This window comes from Mycobacterium paraterrae (assembly GCF_022430545.2).
Classification (GTDB): Bacteria; Actinomycetota; Actinomycetes; order Mycobacteriales; family Mycobacteriaceae; genus Mycobacterium; species Mycobacterium paraterrae.
Genome location: NZ_CP092488.2, coordinates 3,505,793 through 3,523,585, shown reverse-complemented (window position 1 = coordinate 3,523,585; position 17,793 = coordinate 3,505,793). Strand labels below are relative to the sequence as shown.

The following is a 17,793-nucleotide window of genomic DNA, read 5'->3' as shown; positions in this document are numbered from 1 at the left end:
GATCCGATGAAGGAGCAGCGCTCGTGACTAACGCCCCGTGGCTCTCGATCCTGTGGCTACTGCCACTGGTGGGTGCCGTCGTGGTCATCCTGATTCCACCGGGTGGACGGCAGTTGGCAAAGTGGCTCGGTGTCGCAGTGTCGCTGGCAGTGCTGGCACTGTCGATCGCACTCGCGGTCGCCTTCAAGTCCGGCGGCGCGACCTACCAGTTCACCGAATCGCACCCGTGGATACCGGCGTTCGGTGCCGGCTACACGATCGGCGTGGACGGCATTGCGCTGATGCTGGTGCTGGTGACCACGATTCTGGTGCCGTTCCTGCTGGTGGCCGGTTGGGAAGACGGCGGCGAAAGGGCCCGTGGCACACAAGCTTTCGTAGCGTTGACGCTGACCATCGAATCGATGGTGCTGATCTCGGTGATCTCGCTGGACGTGTTGCTGTTCTATGTGTTCTTCGAGGCGATGCTGATTCCGATGTACTTCCTCATCGGCGGATTCGGTGGTGGCGCCCACCGGTCGCGCGCCGCGGTGAAGTTCTTGCTGTACAACCTGTTCGGTGGGCTGATCATGCTGGCCGCGGTGATCGGCTTGTACGTAGTGACCGCGGAAACCGGATCCGGCACGTTCGACTTTCGCCAGATCGTCGCGGCCGTCACCTCGGGCACGCTGGGTGCCTCGTCGGGCGTGATGAAGGCATTGTTCTTGGGTTTCATGTTCGCGTTCGCGATCAAGGCGCCGCTGTGGCCGTTTCACCGTTGGCTGCCCGACGCTGCGGTCGAGTCGACTCCGGCGACGGCCGTGCTGATCACTGCGGTGATGGACAAAGTCGGCACGTTCGGGATGCTGCGTTACTGTCTGCAGTTGTTCCCCGACGCGTCAACCTATTTCCGGCCCGCCATCGTCGCGCTCGCCGTGATCGGCGTCATCTACGGCGCGGTCGTCGCGATCGGCCAAACCGACATCATGCGACTGATCGCCTACACGTCGATCTCGCACTTCGGCTTCATCATCCTCGGCATCTTCGTCATGACGACGCAGGGCCAGAGCGGGTCGACGCTGTACATGCTCAACCACGGCATCTCCACCGCGGCGGTTTTCTTGATCGCGGGCTTCCTGGTCTCGCGCCGCGGCACCCGCTCGATTGCCGCCTATGGCGGAATCCAGAAGGTGGCACCGGTGCTCGCCGGCACGTTCCTGGTGGCGGGCCTGGCGACGGTGTCGCTTCCCGGTCTCGCGCCTTTCGTCAGCGAATTCCTAGTGCTGCTGGGTTCATACAATCGCTACTGGCTGGCGGCCGCGGTCGGCGTGACCGCGTTGGTGCTGTCCTCGATCTACATCCTGTGGCTGTATCAGCGCGTGATGACCGGTCCCGTCACACCAGGCAATGAACGCATCCGTGATCTGGTGCCGCGCGAGATCCTCGTTGTCGCACCACTTCTCGCGCTGCTGTTGGTGCTGGGTATCTATCCCAAGCCCGTGCTCGACAAGATCAACCCCGCGGTGGGCAACACCATGGCGACCATCGGTGCGCATGACCCCGCGCCGATCGTCCGGCCCGGCACCGCCCACGTACCCGGAATGGCGGAAGGACCGCGGCCATGACGTCTCTCCTAGCGGCCTCGATGCCGTCGCCCAGCGTCGAATATGGACTTCTCGCACCAGTTTTCATCGTCTTCGGGGTCGCGGTGGTCGGCGTTCTGGTGGAGGCGTTCGTGCCCCGGAGGGGGCGCTATGGCACGCAGGTCGTGCTGGCTCTCGGCGGCCTGATCGCAGCGATCGCGGCAGTCATCGTCGTCTCCCGGCATTTCGATCCCCCCGGCCGCTACGCGGTGCTGCATGCGTTGGCGATCGACGGGCCAACGCTGCTGCTGCAGGCCGCCATCTTGCTGGTTGCGGTGCTCGCGGTGTTCTTCTTCGCGGAGCGGCAGAAGGGTGACAGTCCGGCCGCCGGACCGGGTGCCGCGACAGCTACCGCGCAGGTGCCCGCCGGATTGGAATCGTTCACGCCACAGGCATCGGCGGTTCCCGACAGCGCGGCCGAGCACGAAGCCGAACGGGCCGGCGCCAGCCAGACCGAGGTCTTCCCGCTGACGATGCTGGCCGTCGGCGGCATGCTGGTGTTTCCGGCCGCCAACGACCTGCTGACCATGTTCGTGGCGCTCGAGGTGCTGTCGCTGCCCCTCTACCTGCTCTGCGGACTGGCCCGGCACCGTCGCCTGCTGTCCCAGGAAGCAGCAGTCAAATACTTTCTGCTCGGCGCGTTTTCGTCGGCGTTCTTCTTGTACGGGGTCGCCCTGCTCTACGGCGCCACCGATACCCTGACGCTGCCCGGCATCGCCAAGGCGTTGGCGGCCGAACACAGCCATTCGATGGCGTTGATCGGCGTCGCGCTGCTGTCGGTCGGCCTGCTGTTCAAGGTTGGCGCTGTGCCCTTCCACTCCTGGATCCCCGACGTCTATCAGGGTGCGCCGACCCCGATTACCGGATTCATGGCCGCCGCAACCAAAGTCGCGGCCTTCGGCGCCCTGCTCCGCGTCGTCTACGTCGCGCTGCCACCGCTGCACGATCAGTGGCGGCCCGTGCTCTGGGCCATCTCGATTGCGACTATCGCGGTGGGCACCGTCACCGCGGTGTCGCAAACCGACGTCAAACGAATGCTCGCGTACTCCTCTATAGCCCATGTCGGTTTCCTGCTCACCGGCGTGATCGCCGACAACCCCGCGGGGCTGGCAGGCACGATGTTCTACCTCGTCGCCTACAGCTTCAGCACGGTGGGCGCGTTCGCGGTAGTCGGTTTGATTCGCGACGCGCACGGCGAAGAAGACGCCACCACCGCCCACTGGGCGGGACTGGGTCAGCGCTATCCCGTCGTCGGCCTGCTGTTTTCGATGTTCCTGCTGGCCTTCGCCGGTATCCCGCTGACCAGCGGCTTCATCAGCAAGTTCGCGGTGTTCTCGGCGGCGGCCAAGGGCGGCGCCGTGCCGTTGGTCATCGTCGGTGTCATCGGCAGCGCGGTCGCCGCGTACTTCTACGTCCGGGTGATCGTCCTGATGTTCTTCACCGAGCCGCACGCCGAACCCGTGCACGTGGTGATGCCCAGCTTCTGGAGTAAGACGGCGATCGCGGTGTGCGCGGTGATCACGATCGGGCTGGGCGTCTTCCCGCAGCCGTTGCTTGATCTCGCCCGGCAGGCCGCGCAGTTCCTGACCTGACGCCGACGGCGGATCAGGCTCAGCCAGGAGCGAGCAGCGGGCTGTAGTCGGTCGGCGGATCGACGAGATTCATTGACCGGTAGAGCTTTTCGCTCATGGCCGGGCTGGTCTCAGCGGCTGACAACATCGCTTCGCGGAAATCCAGCAGCTCCTTGGAAGGCGCGTTGTCCGGGTCACCGTCGTTCATGTAGCGATCGTTGAATAGATTCGACGCCCACATCGGGCCGATGAGTTCGGCAGTTGCAGCGAAAAAGCGCCGGCTCAGGTCGACGTCGGACTCCGCCAGGCAGTCCTGCAGCGACTTCGCTTCCAGCGCGGCCACCGTCATGCCTTGGCCGTAGATCGGGTTGGTGCTGCAGATCGCATCCCCGAAGACCAGAAAGCCCTGCGGGAACCGGTGCATCTTGTCGTAGCGCCGCCATGTCGCCCCCGGGTAGCGAAACACCGAAATCTCACTGATCGGCTGTCCTCGCTTCAACGCCCTCAGCAGCGCCGGAGGAGCGAATTGCGTTGCCATCCGAATCATTCCGGTGAGGTCTTCGGGTGGCTCGTTGTCCGCGACCCGTGTCAGGGTAAAGATCCAGGTGTCGTGTTCGTAGACCGAAAATGCCCCGCCGGTCGCCTTTCTCGGCTCCGGGACGACGAATGTCATCTTTTCTTTGATGATGCCCTCGGGAATGCGCATCAAGAGGCTGGCGTAGTTGGCGGTCGCCTTCGACTTCTCCACCGGCGGCCGTTCGTAACCAAGGTTTTCAAGGAAGGCAGGGGCCCGGGCACCGCGACCCATTGCGTCCACCACCAGGTCAGCGTCGAGCCGCTGCTCGATTCCGGCCTCTCGATCGGAGACGACGGCCCCGCTGACGCGATCCGGAGTGGGCGCGATCGGAGCAACGAATTCGTGGCCGTCGAGAATCGTCACGTTCTCGACGGCGGTGACTCGGCGACGGACGTGGCTCTCCAGCAGCGGTCGGCTCAACAGATGCAACGTCACCGCGGACGGATCGCTGAACTTGCCTTCCCGACTCAGCTCGTGACCGGCCACCCTGATGGACACGCGGGACATGTCGCCGTCGTCGCAGATCGCCGCGCCGTCGGCGACGGTCTCGTCGTGAATTCCGGGGAATAGTCGGTCGAGTTCCTGAGCGCCGCGGCTCCACAGCACATGGAAGTGCCGGCTCTGCGGGACTCCACGCCGATGGTCGACGGCCTCGGGCAGCGTGTCGCGTTCGACGACCGTCACCGCGTCGTAGAAATCGCTGAGCACCCGGGCGGCCAACAATCCGCCCATTCCCGCTCCACAGACGACGGCCCGCTCCCCCAGCTTGCCCACGCGATTGCCCCTTCGCCGATAACCCCTCCGCGGGACCACCGTACCGAAACAGTTAAGTATTTAGGCCGAATTGAGGAGCAGCGAAAGTCAGACGGCGGCAGAGTTGAGGTCGTCGAGGACGACCGCGGCCAAGTCCGGGCGCAGGACGCTCAATTCTTCGAGATCCTCGTCTGCACGCCGTTGCACGAGCAACGGGATGAAGTCTCGAACCCGGCTGCCTTGGAACTGGGAGTACGCGTGCCGTACCACTGCGGCGACGTGATCCAGGGGGACCGTCGAGTACTTTTCGGCCAGGCGACGTTCGACGTCCACGAGCATCGCCTGGTCCTCTCGCGGCATCCCGACATTGTGGTCCCCGACTTAGCACTGGTCAACATTTTCCGTTCACGCTGCCGTCAACCGATCCGCAGCCGGTTTCAATCACCGTCGTCACGCAGAAAAGGGCTTGTCGCCAGCACATATGTCGCGAACACCGCCAGCGGCGCCAGCAACGGCAACCACGGCAACTGCAACGGAAAGACGGTGGCGACCAGGCCCACGAGCGTGAACCCCAGCGCGGAGACCAGCGTCGCCGTGCTGACCGAGTCGAGGCCAACACCGCTACCGGCGGCGTGCCGCAGCACCAGGTAAATCGTGGCGGCCAGACCCGCGAGTGCCGCCACCACGGCCGTCGGGTTGCTCACCGCGATCGCCAGCACGGCCAGCAGTACCGCCAGCGTGGCAACCGGGCGCATCAACACCGCGAACCCGACTGCGACCAGCGCGGCCAGCGCGATGGCCCGGGCCGGGCCGTGCGTCCCCAACCCGACGGCGGCAACCATCAACACGCCACACGTTGTCGAGAGCAGATGCGCTGCGCTTCTCATGATCGGAGCCGCCGGCGATAATCCGGCACCGCGTGCATCGACTGGTCGAGAGTGCGATCGGGCTGCCAGGCCACCACGTCGACTCCGACCGTGCCCATGTCGCGGTACATCGCCGTGCGCTGCAGCGCCCACATCCGGTCGACCAGCGGATCTTGCGCCACCCGAAACGGTGCGCCCTGCAACACGTCGACCGCCACCACCACGTGGCCTCGCCGGCGCAGATCGATCAGGGCAAGCGCAAATTCGGTGTCGAGCAGCGTCGAGAATCCAATGACAATGGCACCCGCTGGAATTGCGGCACGCGGCGCCAAAGTCCCTGTGGTGCTCTCGAATTCATTACCGGCGCTCAGAACGGCGTCGAGCACTCGGTAGAACTGCCGCTGCCCGATGTCGGCACCGAGCCATCGGGGTCGACGCCCGCCGAGCGCGACGATGCCGGCCCGGTCACCGTTGCGCAGCGCGGTCTGCACCACCTGGGCGGCGCCGCGCACGATGCGCTCGGTGGCGTCGGTCGCGGGACCGGCGGGCTGCGGATATCCGTCGATCAACACCACGACGTCCGCCGAGCGGTCGGTCAGTCGCTGCGTGACGTGCAGGCGTCCGCGGCGGGCGCTCACCGGCCAGTTGACGGTCCGCAACTGATCACCCGGCACGTAGGTGCGGATGTCGGCGTATTCCACACCGCGACCGATGTGCCGGGTCAGGTGGGTGCCGAGCCGGTCGAGCAGCTCGGTGGGCGGCAGCATGGTTGCCTGGGGTGGAGTCATCGGAAAGACAGTCACCTCAGCCGCATCAACGACGCCCGCGCCCACCAGCAGGCCGCCGTGGGCCACGACGTCGACCGTCGCCCGCACCGGGTACCGGCCCCAGCGGTCGGCGCTGGCCGTCACGCTCAGCCGCTCGCCAGACGCTACGTCGACTCGCATCCCCTCTACCGGCACCGCCGCGAGTCTGATTGCGGTACCGAATGTTTGGGTAGTGGCCCACAGCGCCAGCTGAACCTGCTCGGCCTCGAAGCAGCGCTGCGAACCAGGCTCGGCATGCACCACGACCTTCGGCAGCTGCCGCTGCCAGGTGACCGAGCACAGCACCCCGAGCATCGGCGCGGCGAAGGCGACGAGTTGCCAGCACGACCTGATCAGTCCCGCGGCCAGCGCGAGTGCCGCGCAGGTGGCAATTGCGCGCGTCAACGGCGATGCGCGCCAACGTAGTTCAAATTCCCGGATCTCGATCACGGACGACCTACTGCGGGCCGCCGCGGGTTCGTGGCACGGGCAACCGTCGCAGGAGCTCCTCGACGACGTCCGAACCTTGGATCTTCCGCACCCACATCTCCGGCCGCAGCGTGATGCGATGCGCCACGGCGGGCGGAGCGAGCGCTTTGATGTCCTCGGGAATCACGTAGTCGCGCCCGAGCAGTAAGGCGCGGGCCCGTGCGAGCTGCACAAGGTCGAGTTCCGCGCGTGGGCTGGCACCGACCGCGACCTGCGGATGATGCCGAGTCGCGGCGGCCAGCGACACCACGTAGTTCAAGACGTCCTCGTGCACACTCACCTGTTCCACGGATTCGCGCATAGACAGCAGATCGTGTTGATCTACCACCTGATTGACTGTCGCGTCCGCCGATCCACGATCCAGCCGCCGACGCAGCATCGACACCTCGTCACGCTCGGACAGGTAGCGAAGTTCCAGCCGCACCGCGAACCGGTCCAGCTGCGCCTCAGGCAGCGGATATGTGCCTTCGTACTCGATCGGGTTGTCGGTGGCCAAGACGATGAACGGTTGCGGCAGCGGGTGCGTGACGCCGTCGATGCTGACTTGACCTTCGGCCATCGCTTCCAACAGCGCCGCTTGGGTTTTGGGCGGCGTGCGGTTGATCTCGTCAGCCAATAGCAGATTGGTGAAGATCGGACCGGGACGAAATTCGAAGCGTCCCGACTGCATGTCGTAGATCGTCGAGCCGAGCAAGTCGGCGGGCAACAGGTCGGGGGTGAACTGCACACGGGTGAAGTTGAGCCCGAGTGCGGCGGCGAAAGACCTTGCGATGAGAGTCTTTCCGAGCCCGGGCAGATCTTCGATCAGCACATGGCCGCGGGCGAGCACCGTCGTCAGGATCAGTGTGAGCGCAGCGCGCTTGCCCACCACGACGCTCTCGATCTCGTCGAGCACTGCGGTGGCCTGAGCCGTTGTCGTCGCAGCCGAGGTCATGATCGACGTCTACCCCCTGTCATACTTGCTCGAGCCGTTCGAGGATTTCCTCGAGCGTCGCGCGGCCGGGCCCCGGTTCGTTCACCCCGGTGCGTGAGACGTTGTTGGGGTCCACCCAGGCCCACAATTCAGGACCGAAAAGCGTTCGACCCGTAGCGTCGAACGCCATCGGATCCTTGGCTTGTTTTTGACCGGTGGCGATCGCAAAGCGCCGGGCCAGCATGGGACGTAGGTGCCGGTCCCAGTCGGCGCGTGTCGATTCGGATCGGTGAATCAGCGTCTGGGTTCTCGACAGCCAGCTGCGCAGCGTTTCCTCGAGGGCGTTCGGGATATCGGCAGGCGGTGCTGCGATGTCGCGTCCCAGCACCTGCCGCACATTGACCAACGCGAACAGCGCCGCGCCGCCCGCCATCCAGAGCACCAGCCGCCGATCGTGCAAAGACAACGCCGTCAGCTCGGCGCACAGCACCACCGAAACCCCCAGCGCGATCAGCCGTTTCATACCGAGCTCCGCAATTCGGCAAGCACCAGCTGCAACACGTCGATCGCACGGCCGCGATGCGTTTCGGTCATCACATGGGGGCTGAACCGCGCCTCTTCGAAGAGGCTCACAAGCTCGGCCGCGTTGTCGATGTGCAGCGCGTGATGCTCGACGGCGCGGGCCAACACCTCTGTGGGAGTGTCGAAATCCTGCGGGACCGCTCCAGGAATGCGACGAAACCCCCGTTCCATGGCCGCGTAGCAGGCGATGATCGCTTGGCGCGGTTCGTGACTCGGGTCTTCGATTTCAGCCAGTCCGCTTTCGGCCGCCCGCACCAACGACGTGGCGGCGGGGACGGACGCGGGTTCACTCGACGAAGGCGCGATCCCGGTGACCGGTGGTGCGACACGCCGCCGCCGGGTGGTCGCGGCACCCGCCACGCTCACGACGAGCAGCGCGACCGTGCCGACGATCAGGTAATGCAACACGTCGCGATCGGGCTCACCGTCTCGTGTGTCTGGCCGTTGAGGAGTGTTGCTCGGCGGTGCAGAAGTGCTGGATTGCGGTGGGGTCTGCGGCTGATCGACGTGGGGGTCAATGAATCGCGACAGCACAAGCAGCAGCACCAACCAGAGCGCCAGGACTGCGGCACCGATCAACAACACCTGCCACGCGGGTCGACCGCTGCCCCCGGACATGCGCCTCGGCAGCGGCCGTGCGCTGCTTGCCACCTGGCGCGGATCACGCAGCCGTGCGATCACCGACGCCGCCACTATCACCAGCGAGATGCTCAGCAGCGCCGCGACGTAGACAACAGAGCCGCCGCTGTGTGGTGGCTGCTGTCGGTCGGAGCGCTCGACGCCGGGCAGGTAGCCACGCAGTGCGGTGGCAATGACGATCAGCAGCACGATCACGGCGACCACACGGGCCGTCGCCTTGTCAAAGATCGGCACACTCGACAAGTGCCTATCGTGGCATGGAGTCGCCGCCCTCGGCCAGTGATCGGCCCTGTTCAATGCCGCTGGGTTCAGCGGCGCTCGGCGAGTTCCGCCAGCCGATCCAGCGACGCCCTCAGCTTGTCGCTGGTGGTCGCGCGAGCCCGAATGAGCCGATGCTCGTCGGTGAGCCGCGACCAGTCGTAGGTGTGCGTGACCCTGGTTCGGTGGTCGTCGAGCGGTTCGAGCTCCCAGCGCCACAGATGTCCGGGCGGTGGTTCCCCGGCCACCGAGGGGTTCCACGCGATGAGACGGCCTTCGGTGAACTCGACGATGTGATTGTGGCGCACGGCGCCGTTGATCAAGGTCATCGTGAAGACGTCACCGACCGAGCGGACGCGTTGTCCACCTTCGGCGTCCGCGAGATTGTCGTTGCCGTCCCACTGTGGCTGCTGAGCCGGGTCGGCGATCAGCTCGAAGATCTGATCGGCGCCGGCGGCGATTTCGCGGCTGGCGCTGACCACTCGCGGTGCTTCGTCGGGCATGAGTCGATTCAAGCACTCAGGCCCGGCGATACTCCGCCAGGTACGGCGGCACCGGTGTCGCCGGATCGAGGTCGGTTGCGGCGACGGGTAGGCCGGGCTGCAGAGTCAGCGGCAGGACTCCGGCCCAGTGCGGCAATGTCAGATCTTCCTCGTCGTCGACGGGTCCGCCCGTGCGCACCTTGGCGGAAACCTCGAGCAGGTCGAGGGCTAGCACGGCGGTCGCCGCGAGTTCGCGGGCGTTGGGCGGCCTGCTATCGGTCGACCGACCCCGCGCGACATGATCGACCACCGCGGCCAAGGCGCGCAGCTTCTCGTCGTCGTCGCGGACGAGCCTGGCGCTTCCGACCGCCACGACCGACCGGAACTCCATGGAATGGTGCATCCAGGACCGCGCCAGCACCAGCCCGTCGACCAGCGTTGCCGTGACGCAGACAGGTAAGCCGTCCGGGGCGCCGGCCGCAGCGATCATCGGGTGACTGCCCGTCGATCCGTGAAGGTAGAGCGTCTCGTCCACACGCGCGTGGATGGTGGGCAGCACCACGGGACCGCCGTCGCCGCCGAACCCCACGTGACAGACCAATGCCTCGTCGAGGATGCCGTGCACGGTGGCACGGTCGTAGCGAGCGCGTTCTCGATATCGGGTCGGCACGGTGCGCGCGGTCGGGGCGTACATCAGTTGCCTCTCCATTTTGTACTAGTACATAATAATGTATGTGCCAGGACAATACATGATCCGCGGGACCGGCGCTGAGGCCATTGCCTCCGACGTCGAGGCGGCCATTTCCTCCGGGGCCCTCGCGCCCGGCGCTGACCTGCCGCCGATCCGCGAGCTCGCCGGTCGACTGGGCGTCAACGCCAATACGGTGGCGGCAGCGTATCGCCTATTGCGGGCGCGAGGAGCGGTAGAGACGGCCGGGCGCCGCGGCACCCGGGTGCGGGAGCGACCGGCGACCACTCCCCGCTCGTCGCGCGGGATAGCCGTGCCACCGGGCACCCGGGACCTGTCCACCGGCAACCCCGAGCCTGCATTGCTACCTACTATCGCGAAAATCGCTGCGAGACAACGTCAGCCGGTGCTCTACGGCGATCCCGCGGTGTCGGCGGAATTAGCGGATTACGCTCGTACGTCGCTGCTCGCCGACGGCGTCCCCGCCGCGTACATCACCGTGACCGCCGGCGCGCTCGACGCCATCGAGCGGGTCCTCGCCGCCCATCTGCGCCCCGGCGACCGGGTCGGGGTCGAAGACCCGGGCTGGGCAAACCTATTGGATTTGCTTGCAGCAATGGGCTTTTCGGCCGAACCGATCAGAGTCGACGACGACGGGCCGCTGACAGCCGACGTCGCACGGGTGCTGCGACGGGGTGTCCGCGCGCTGGTGCTGACCAGTCGTGCCCAAAACCCGACCGGCGCGGCGATTTCGGCTGCGCGCGCCGCCGAGTTGCGCCCGCTGCTCGCCGAGCACGACGGTGTGCTGCTGATCGAGGACGACCACTGCGCCGGGATCGCCGGCGCGCCGTTGCACACCATGGCCGGCACCACCCGGCACTGGGCATTCGTTCGCTCGGCCGCGAAGGCCTACGGCCCCGACTTGCGTCTGGCACTGCTGACCGGGGATGAGCGAACGGTCGAGCGGGTCCAGGGTCGGCTACGGCTGGGCCCCGGGTGGATCAGCCACGTGTTGCAGGACCTCGCGCTCGGCCTGTGGCGCGACAAAGCCGCCGCGCGGACGGTGCTTAAAGCCGAGACCACCTACACCCGCAACCGCTCGAGCCTGCGGGTGGCGTTGACCGACCGCGGAGTGGCGTCCCACGCAAAGTCAGGACTCAACGTGTGGGTACCAGTACCTGACGAAACCGTAACGGTCACAAGGCTTTTGCACGCCGGCTGGGCTGCGGCACCCGGAGCGCGCTTCCGGATCGGTACGGCGCCGGGTATACGCGTCACTATCTCGGGGCTTGCCGACGACGACATCACGGCCCTAGCGGACGCGATCGCCGAAGCGCTGCATGCGGTCGGCCGCGCCAGTGTGTGACCTGCCATGCCGATAATGGCCAGATGCGAATCAGGCTGCGGCAGGCGGCTTTGGTAGCCGCCGATCTGGCGCCGGTGGAGGCCACCATCATGGATGAGCTTGGCGGGGAGCGGTGCTATCGAGATCCTGACGTTGCGCTGTTCGAGAGTCGTTTCCACCGCCGCTAAACCCGGTATCACCGGCGTGCATCTGCACCCGAAGGACGTCGGCGCCGCGATTCTGTCGGTCGACCAAGCCGACGAATGGGATGAGTGGCCCTGGGCGGGACCCCGTTGGCGCGATTACATCAACACCAGCGAAGTCACCGATTGAGTCGGCGTGGCGATGCAGTCGGGACGTCTTGCCGACACGGCCGGACGTTGGGCGTCGTTACTCGGACATGAAATCGAGAAAATCGACGACCAGTATCACGTCCGCCTCGACGAAGGTGTGCTGCGCTTCGTCCCTCCCACCGACGATCGTGGTGACGGTGTATGCGCGGTAGATATGCGCGCTACGAACGGACAGCCGCGCAGCACGGCACTGTGCGGCCTATAAATATCGTCGCCTAACCCCGGCGCAGTTATCCGGCGCAGTTATCCACAGTCGGAAGTTCATCCACAGACCGTGGTTTCCCGAGTGCCACGCGGCCGGCATTGTCGGGTGCATTCGTAGCCTCGAGTTATGGCTTCAGCGATCGGCGCCGATGAGGCACGGGAGCGGATCATCTCCGCTCTCGATGCCGTCGACGCTGCGTACGACGCGCTGCGGGCGACTCCGTCGACCCTCGCAGGCAACAGGTTTCGCGTAGAAGTCGCAGCGCGGCTGGAAGCTCAGGAGCGCGTCAACCGGGGCCTGATGTACCGGATTTTCGCCGAGATCGCGGACCCGCCGGACGAAGCCGGCGCTGTCGCGGCGGCACGATCTCAGCTCTGGCAGCGATTGCGCATCACGCCCGGCGAAATCACGCGGCGGTTCAAGCTTGCGGCTCGAATCCGGCCGCGCAGGTCATTGACCGGCGAGACGTTGCAGCCGGAGTTGCCAGAGCTCGCGGCTGCCGTCGAGAAGGGACTTATGGGCGAGGATCACATCCGCGCCGTGTGCCGAGCCGTCGATGTCTTGCCGGCGTGCGTTTCACCCGTCGACGTGCAAGCCGCCGAGCGCACGCTGGTCGAGCACGCGGCCGAGGTCGACGCGGGCATCGTGGTGAAACTCGGCCAGCGCATTGCCGACTATTTAAATCCCGACGGCCTGTTCAGCGACGAGGATCGCGCCCGCCGTCGAGGCTTGCGCCTCGGTCCTCAGGGGCCAGACGGGATGTCGCGATTGTCCGGTCTGCTCGACCCGGAGGCACGCGCGTACTTCGAGGCGGTCGAGGCCGCCGTGCGGCCGGGCCGTCACCAACCGGACGACGCCTCGCGCGATACCCGCAGTGCGGGCCAACGCTGCCACGACGCGCTCAAACTCGGACTCAAGACCGCGATCGCATCGGGCGGCCTCGGTGTACACCGCGGCCATCCGGTCACGGTGGTCGTCACCACCACGCTTGCCGAACTCGACCAGGCCGCGCATGCGGCCGTCGACGCTTCGCTGCCGATGCCGGCACCTGCCCGCACCGGTGGCGGATCCCGTCTGCCGATGCGAGACCTAATCCGCATGGCAGCCGACGCAATCCATTACCTCGCCGTGTTCGACAACCACACCGAACGTCCTCTGTACCTGGGCCGCCAAAAACGCATCGCGACGCACGATCAACGGCTGATCTGTTACGCCCGCGACCGCGGCTGTACGCGTCCGAATTGTCTTGAAGCGGGCTACCGCTGCGAAGTTCACCATGCAGACGACGACTGGGCGCATGGCGGGCGTACCGACGCGGACGCACTCTACTTTCTGTGCGGGTCGGACCATGGGATGGTCAGCCGCGGTGAAGCGCGCACGGTTGTCACTGACACGGGTCGCCTGGGCTGGACCGATGGCACCGGCCCGCCGGAAATCAACCACGCCCATCATCCAGAGGAACTGCTGGCAGACCCCGACCCGCCCGACGAAGATGCCGCTTAACCGGGGAAGGCGCTAAAGCTGCCGTCGAGCACCTGCAGGTGACCGATAGTCCGCCCGGTCACCACCGTGGGATCCACCAAAGCCAGCTCCGCCGCCGCACGCGCGAACTCTTGCGCTGTCGACGCCTCGGCGAATTCACGCGCGTAATACGAAAGCCCCGGCGTCATAATCGCTTTGGAAGGCGACAGTGCGATGACAGCAATGTTGTGCTGGATCCGCCTGTCATCGGACCGACCCTCCCTCGCGGGTCACCCCGTGCACGAGGATGGCCGTCGTCTGCTCCACCCAGTCGTCGTCGAGTGGCTGCTCGGGCCTGAGCAGCATCCGCAACAACGTCGAGCCGCCGATCAACTCGATCAACCGGTCGGGGTCGACGTCTGGATGCACCTCACCGCGCTCGACCGCTTCGCTGAGGCGCGTCTGGACCGCGGCGAACAGATCCGCGAACCGCGCCATCACCCGAGCATTCAACTCGGAATCGGCGCTCATGTCGGCGACCAGTCCGGGCAGGGCTGCACGCACTACCGGGGTGGTGAAGACATCGCGCGCGGCCGCGATCATCGCCCGGAGATCTTCTGCCATCCCTCGGGTCGGGCCGACGAGCGCGGTGGGCGCCACCGGGAATGCCGCTTCGTGTACCAACTCGGCCTTGCTCGACCACCGCCGATACAGCGCGGTCTTGGTCGTTCCGGCCCGCTCCGCGACCGCGGCCAGCGTCAGATTCGAATATCCAATTTGGACAAGCAGATCCGCGGTCGCCGTCAATATGGCAGCGTCGATGCGCGGGTCCCGGGGCCTTCCGGCGCCGGCGGCCTTGTCAACCATGGACGGGTCTGCTTTCATAACGCTACCCACCGTATCGTAATTGCCTCAGCGAAGAGGACCCTATGCCACATGAACCCGTGCTCGACCAAGTCGACAAGCTCCAGCGCTCCAGCCGCGACGTCACGACGTTGCCGGCGGTCATGTCGAAGTGGTTGTCGACGGTGCTGCCCGGCGGCGTGATACCTGACGTCACCGTCGAAAGCGGCGTGGACTCGACCGGCATGTCGTCGGAGACCATCATTCTCACCGCGTCCTGGACCGAGGACGGCAAGCCCGTCAGCCAGAAATTTGTGGCCCGGGTGGCGCCCGCCCCGGAAGACGTGCAGGTGTTCCCGACCTACCGACTCGACCACCAATTCGACGTCATCCGCAGCGTCGGCGAACTGACCGATGTCCCGGTGCCGCGGGTGCGCTGGCTGGAACCCAGCGGCGACGTCCTGGGCACGCCATTTTTCCTGATGGACTATGTCGAGGGTGACGTACCTCCCGACGTGATGCCGTACACCTTCGGCGGCAACTGGTTCGCCGACGCCCCCGCGAAGCGCCAGCGCGAGCTGCAGGACGCGACGGTGTCGGTGTTGGCGTCCCTGCACTCAATTCCGGACGCCGAGAAGACGTTTGGATTTCTGGCCGACGGCCAGGAGGGCGATACCGCCCTGCGCAGGCACGCCAACTGGGTCCGGTCCTGGTACGACTTCGCGGTGCCCGATATCGGCCGCTCACCCCTACTCGAGCGTACGTTCACCTGGCTCGAGGACAACTGGCCGCAGGACGCGGACGCGACCCAACCCGTGCTGCTGTGGGGCGACGCGCGGGTTGGCAACGTGCTGTATCGCGACTTCCAGCCGGTGGCAGTGCTGGACTGGGAAATGGTCACGCTGGGCCCTCGCGAGCTCGACGTCGCATGGATGATCTTCGCCCACATGGTCTTTCAAGAACTCGCCGGCCTCGCGACGTTGGACGGCCTGCCCGCTGTGATGCGTGAAGAAGACGTCCGCGACACCTATCAACGGCTCACCGGTGTCGAGATCGGTGATCTGCACTGGTTCTACGTGTACTCCGGAGTGATGTGGGCGTGCGTGTTCATGCGCACCGGTGCCCGCCGGGTGCATTTCGGCGAGATGGAGAGACCCGAGGACGTCGAATCGTTGTTCTACCACGCTGGATTGCTGAGGCGTCTTATCGGAGAGGATCAGTAAATGCTGGGCCCACTCGACGAATTCCCGGTACACCAGGTTCCGCAGCCGATCGCATGGCCGGGTTCCTCCGACCGCAACTTCTACGACCGCTCCTACTTCAACGCCCACGACCGCACCGGAGACATTTTCGTCATCAGCGGCATCGGCTACTACCCGAATCTCGGGGTGAAAGACGCCTTCCTGCTCATCCGGCGCGGTGACACCCAGACCGCGGTGCACCTGTCCGACGCCATCGATCAGGACCGGCTGCACCAGCACGTCAACGGCTACCGCGTCGAGGTCATCGACCCCCTGCACACGCTGCGCATCACCCTCGACGAAACCGAAGGAATCGCAGCCGATCTCACCTGGGAGGGCCTGTTCGACGTGGTCCAAGAGCAGCCGCACCTGATGCGCTCCGGCAACCGGGTCACCCTGGACGCGCAGCGCTTTGCTCAGCTCGGCAGCTGGAGCGGGCGAATCATCATAGACGGCAATGAGATTCCGGTCGATCCAGCGACGTGGATCGGCAGCCGCGACAGGTCTTGGGGCATCCGGCCGATCGGTGAGCCCGAGCCTGCGGGCCGGCCCGCCGACCCGCCGTTCGAAGGCATGTGGTGGCTCTACGTGCCGATCGCGTTCAAGGACTTCGCGATCGTGCTGATCATCCAGGAGGCGCCCGACGGTTTTCGCTCGCTCAACGACTGCACGAGGATCTGGCGCGACGGCCGCGTGGAACAACTCGGCTGGCCGCGGGTCAAGATCCACTACCGCTCGGGAACCCGCATCCCGACCGGCGCGACGATCGATGCGACGAGACCAGACGGCACGCCGGTGCACTTCGACGTCGAATCCAAACTCCCGGTCCCTATCCACGTCGGCGGCGGCTACGGCGGCGACTCGGACTGGTTACACGGCATGTGGAAGGGCGAGAAGTTCATCGAGCGCCTCACCTACGACATGAACGACCCCGTGATCATCGGCCGGTCCGGCTTCGGTGTCATCGACCATGTCGGTCGCGCGCTCTGTCGCGACGGCGACGGTGATCCGGTCGAAGGCTGGGGTCTTTACGAGCACGGCGCACTTGGGCGCCACGATCCGTCCGGCTTCAAGGACTGGCTGACCGTTGCGCCCTAACGCAATTCGTCGATGATCGCCGCCAGCGTCGGCAGGCCGATCGGCGCCGCCTGATAGAGGCAGACCGTGTCGGCGACGTCGCCGACACGGTCGCGAACGTGACGGCCCACATCGGCGGGTATGCCGCAGGCGGCGATGGTGTGCAGCATCTCGTCGGTGATCAGCCCGCCCATCTCCGCCCAGCGGCCCTGCTTGGACAGCGCGTTGAGTTCGGGTTGCAGGTCCTGCCAGCCGTGCGCGGCCAACACCGGCCGATACGCCGGCGTCGACCCGTAGAACGCCAGCAACGCACGCGTTCGGGCGTGCGCCGCTTCGATCTCGGCCTCGGTCTCGCCGGACGAGATGATGATTTCGGGCAGCACCGTCAACTCTGCGGTTTGACGCCCCGCCGCTGCCAGACCGTCGCGCACGATCGGCATTGTGTGGTCATGCAGAAAACGCTTGGAGCCGAATGGCATCACGAGTAGACCGTCGGCATGCTGCGCGACGGCGCGGGTCAGCCGGGGCCCCAGCGCGCCGACGTAGATGGGCGGCGGGCCGAACGGATTCGGGCCGGGATCAAACGTCGGGGTCATCAATGTGTGGCGGTAGTAGTCGCCTCGGAAGTCCAGCCGCTCGCCGGAATTCCAGGCGGCGAAGATCGCCCGCAGCGCGGCGATGAATTCGGTCATCCGGGCCACCGGCTTGTCGAAGTCGGCGCCGAACCGCTTCTCGATCTGCGCGCGGATCTGGGTTCCGAGGCCGAGGATGAACCGCCCCGAGCTGAGTAGCTGGTGGTCGTTGGCCTGATGGGCCAGATGAATAGGGTTGCGCGGGAACGCAATAGCCACGTTGGTCATCAGTTGAAGGTTGGGCACGGTGGCCGCCAGCGTCAGCGGCGCGAACACGTCGTGTGGGCCCTCGAACGTAGCGACCCCGGCGGCCCCCGCATCGCGAAGCTCCCGAGCGCGCTCGGCTGCGTCGGCGAGGCCGTACAACGCTGTGAACACTTTCACGGTGCCGCC

At 66.1% G+C, this 17,793-nt stretch carries 18 protein-coding genes and 1 pseudogene; 7 read left to right on the top strand and 12 right to left on the bottom strand.

Going from position 1 to position 17,793, the window contains the following annotated elements:
- Positions 1–23 precede the first annotated feature (23 nt).
- Together MKK62_RS16990 and nuoN are read left to right on the top strand one after the other, a co-directional pair.
- Complete coding sequence (locus MKK62_RS16990; RefSeq protein WP_240258721.1) at positions 24–1,601, top strand: NADH-quinone oxidoreductase subunit M; 1,578 nt, start codon at positions 24–26, stop codon at positions 1,599–1,601.
- Positions 1,602–1,621: 20 nt separating this feature from the next.
- Positions 1,622–3,211 carry an NADH-quinone oxidoreductase subunit NuoN gene (gene nuoN, locus MKK62_RS16985; RefSeq protein WP_240264104.1) on the top strand — a complete coding sequence of 530 codons (1,590 nt, stop codon included), beginning with the start codon at positions 1,622–1,624 and terminating at the stop codon, positions 3,209–3,211.
- A gap of 19 nt (positions 3,212–3,230) precedes the next feature.
- Here nuoN and MKK62_RS16980 read toward each other — a convergent pair whose 3' ends face one another.
- From MKK62_RS16980 to MKK62_RS16940, 9 genes are all read right to left on the bottom strand, one after another.
- Positions 3,231–4,541, bottom strand: coding sequence for an FAD-dependent oxidoreductase (locus tag MKK62_RS16980; RefSeq protein ID WP_240258722.1), 1,311 nt, complete (start codon positions 4,539–4,541; stop codon positions 3,231–3,233).
- A gap of 87 nt (positions 4,542–4,628) precedes the next feature.
- Positions 4,629–4,880, bottom strand: coding sequence for a three-helix bundle dimerization domain-containing protein (locus MKK62_RS16975; RefSeq protein WP_240258723.1), 252 nt, complete (start codon positions 4,878–4,880; stop codon positions 4,629–4,631).
- 77 nt (positions 4,881–4,957) lie between these two features.
- Positions 4,958–5,407, bottom strand: coding sequence for a hypothetical protein (locus tag MKK62_RS16970; RefSeq protein ID WP_240258724.1), 450 nt, complete (start codon positions 5,405–5,407; stop codon positions 4,958–4,960).
- Positions 5,404–6,642, bottom strand: coding sequence for a DUF58 domain-containing protein (locus MKK62_RS16965; RefSeq protein WP_240258725.1), 1,239 nt, complete (start codon positions 6,640–6,642; stop codon positions 5,404–5,406). The genes MKK62_RS16970 and MKK62_RS16965 overlap by 4 nt, the downstream gene beginning before the upstream one ends.
- A gap of 7 nt (positions 6,643–6,649) precedes the next feature.
- On the bottom strand, positions 6,650–7,618 hold the full coding sequence (locus MKK62_RS16960; RefSeq protein ID WP_240264105.1) for an AAA family ATPase: 969 nt from the start codon (positions 7,616–7,618) through the stop codon (positions 6,650–6,652).
- Positions 7,619–7,634: 16 nt separating this feature from the next.
- Positions 7,635–8,117, bottom strand: coding sequence for a hypothetical protein (locus MKK62_RS16955; protein WP_240258726.1), 483 nt, complete (start codon positions 8,115–8,117; stop codon positions 7,635–7,637).
- Entirely contained in the window at positions 8,114–9,049 is a 936-nt protein-coding gene (locus MKK62_RS16950) for a DUF4129 domain-containing protein (RefSeq protein WP_240264106.1), read from the bottom strand. The genes MKK62_RS16955 and MKK62_RS16950 overlap by 4 nt, the downstream gene beginning before the upstream one ends.
- A 74-nt stretch (positions 9,050–9,123) precedes the next feature.
- Positions 9,124–9,576 (bottom strand): SRPBCC family protein, encoded by a 453-nt coding sequence (locus MKK62_RS16945; protein WP_240258727.1) that lies wholly within the window; start codon positions 9,574–9,576, stop codon positions 9,124–9,126.
- Between the two features lie 16 nt (positions 9,577–9,592).
- Complete coding sequence (locus MKK62_RS16940; RefSeq protein ID WP_240258728.1) at positions 9,593–10,264, bottom strand: pyridoxamine 5'-phosphate oxidase family protein; 672 nt, start codon at positions 10,262–10,264, stop codon at positions 9,593–9,595.
- Between the two features lie 25 nt (positions 10,265–10,289).
- Here MKK62_RS16940 and MKK62_RS16935 point away from each other — a divergent pair, with 25 nt between their 5' ends.
- The 3 genes from MKK62_RS16935 (at position 10,290) to MKK62_RS16925 (ending at position 13,649) form a co-directional block, all read left to right on the top strand.
- A complete protein-coding gene (locus MKK62_RS16935; RefSeq protein WP_240258729.1) occupies positions 10,290–11,609 on the top strand; it encodes an aminotransferase class I/II-fold pyridoxal phosphate-dependent enzyme in 1,320 nt (439 codons plus the stop codon).
- Positions 11,610–11,702: 93 nt separating this feature from the next.
- Positions 11,703–11,921, top strand: a complete 219-nt coding sequence (locus MKK62_RS16930; RefSeq protein ID WP_240258730.1) for a hypothetical protein — start codon at positions 11,703–11,705, stop codon at positions 11,919–11,921.
- Positions 11,922–12,272: 351 nt separating this feature from the next.
- Positions 12,273–13,649 carry a 13E12 repeat family protein gene (locus MKK62_RS16925; protein WP_240258731.1) on the top strand — a complete coding sequence of 459 codons (1,377 nt, stop codon included), beginning with the start codon at positions 12,273–12,275 and terminating at the stop codon, positions 13,647–13,649.
- Here the strand turns inward: MKK62_RS16925 and MKK62_RS16920 are convergent.
- Both MKK62_RS16920 and MKK62_RS16915 read right to left on the bottom strand, forming a co-directional pair.
- Positions 13,646–13,858: pseudogene (locus tag MKK62_RS16920) on the bottom strand (oxidoreductase); the annotation flags it as partial. The gene MKK62_RS16925 and the pseudogene MKK62_RS16920 sit on opposite strands and share 4 nt — an antisense overlap.
- Positions 13,859–13,871: 13 nt before the next feature.
- Positions 13,872–14,492, bottom strand: coding sequence for a TetR/AcrR family transcriptional regulator (locus tag MKK62_RS16915; protein WP_240258732.1), 621 nt, complete (start codon positions 14,490–14,492; stop codon positions 13,872–13,874).
- A 44-nt stretch (positions 14,493–14,536) separates the two neighbouring features.
- Between MKK62_RS16915 and MKK62_RS16910 the strand changes: the two genes are divergently transcribed.
- Both MKK62_RS16910 and MKK62_RS16905 read left to right on the top strand, forming a co-directional pair.
- The gene (locus MKK62_RS16910) at positions 14,537–15,673 is read left to right on the top strand and encodes a phosphotransferase family protein (protein WP_240258733.1); all 1,137 of its coding nucleotides are present in this window, start codon (positions 14,537–14,539) and stop codon (positions 15,671–15,673) included.
- Entirely contained in the window at positions 15,674–16,789 is a 1,116-nt protein-coding gene (locus tag MKK62_RS16905; protein WP_240258734.1) for an Rv3169 family protein, read from the top strand. It abuts the gene before it with no gap.
- Here the strand turns inward: MKK62_RS16905 and MKK62_RS16900 are convergent.
- Positions 16,786–17,784, bottom strand: a complete 999-nt coding sequence (locus MKK62_RS16900; RefSeq protein ID WP_240258735.1) for a TIGR03617 family F420-dependent LLM class oxidoreductase — start codon at positions 17,782–17,784, stop codon at positions 16,786–16,788. The genes MKK62_RS16905 and MKK62_RS16900 overlap by 4 nt on opposite strands.
- Between the last annotated feature and the right edge of the window lie 9 nt (positions 17,785–17,793).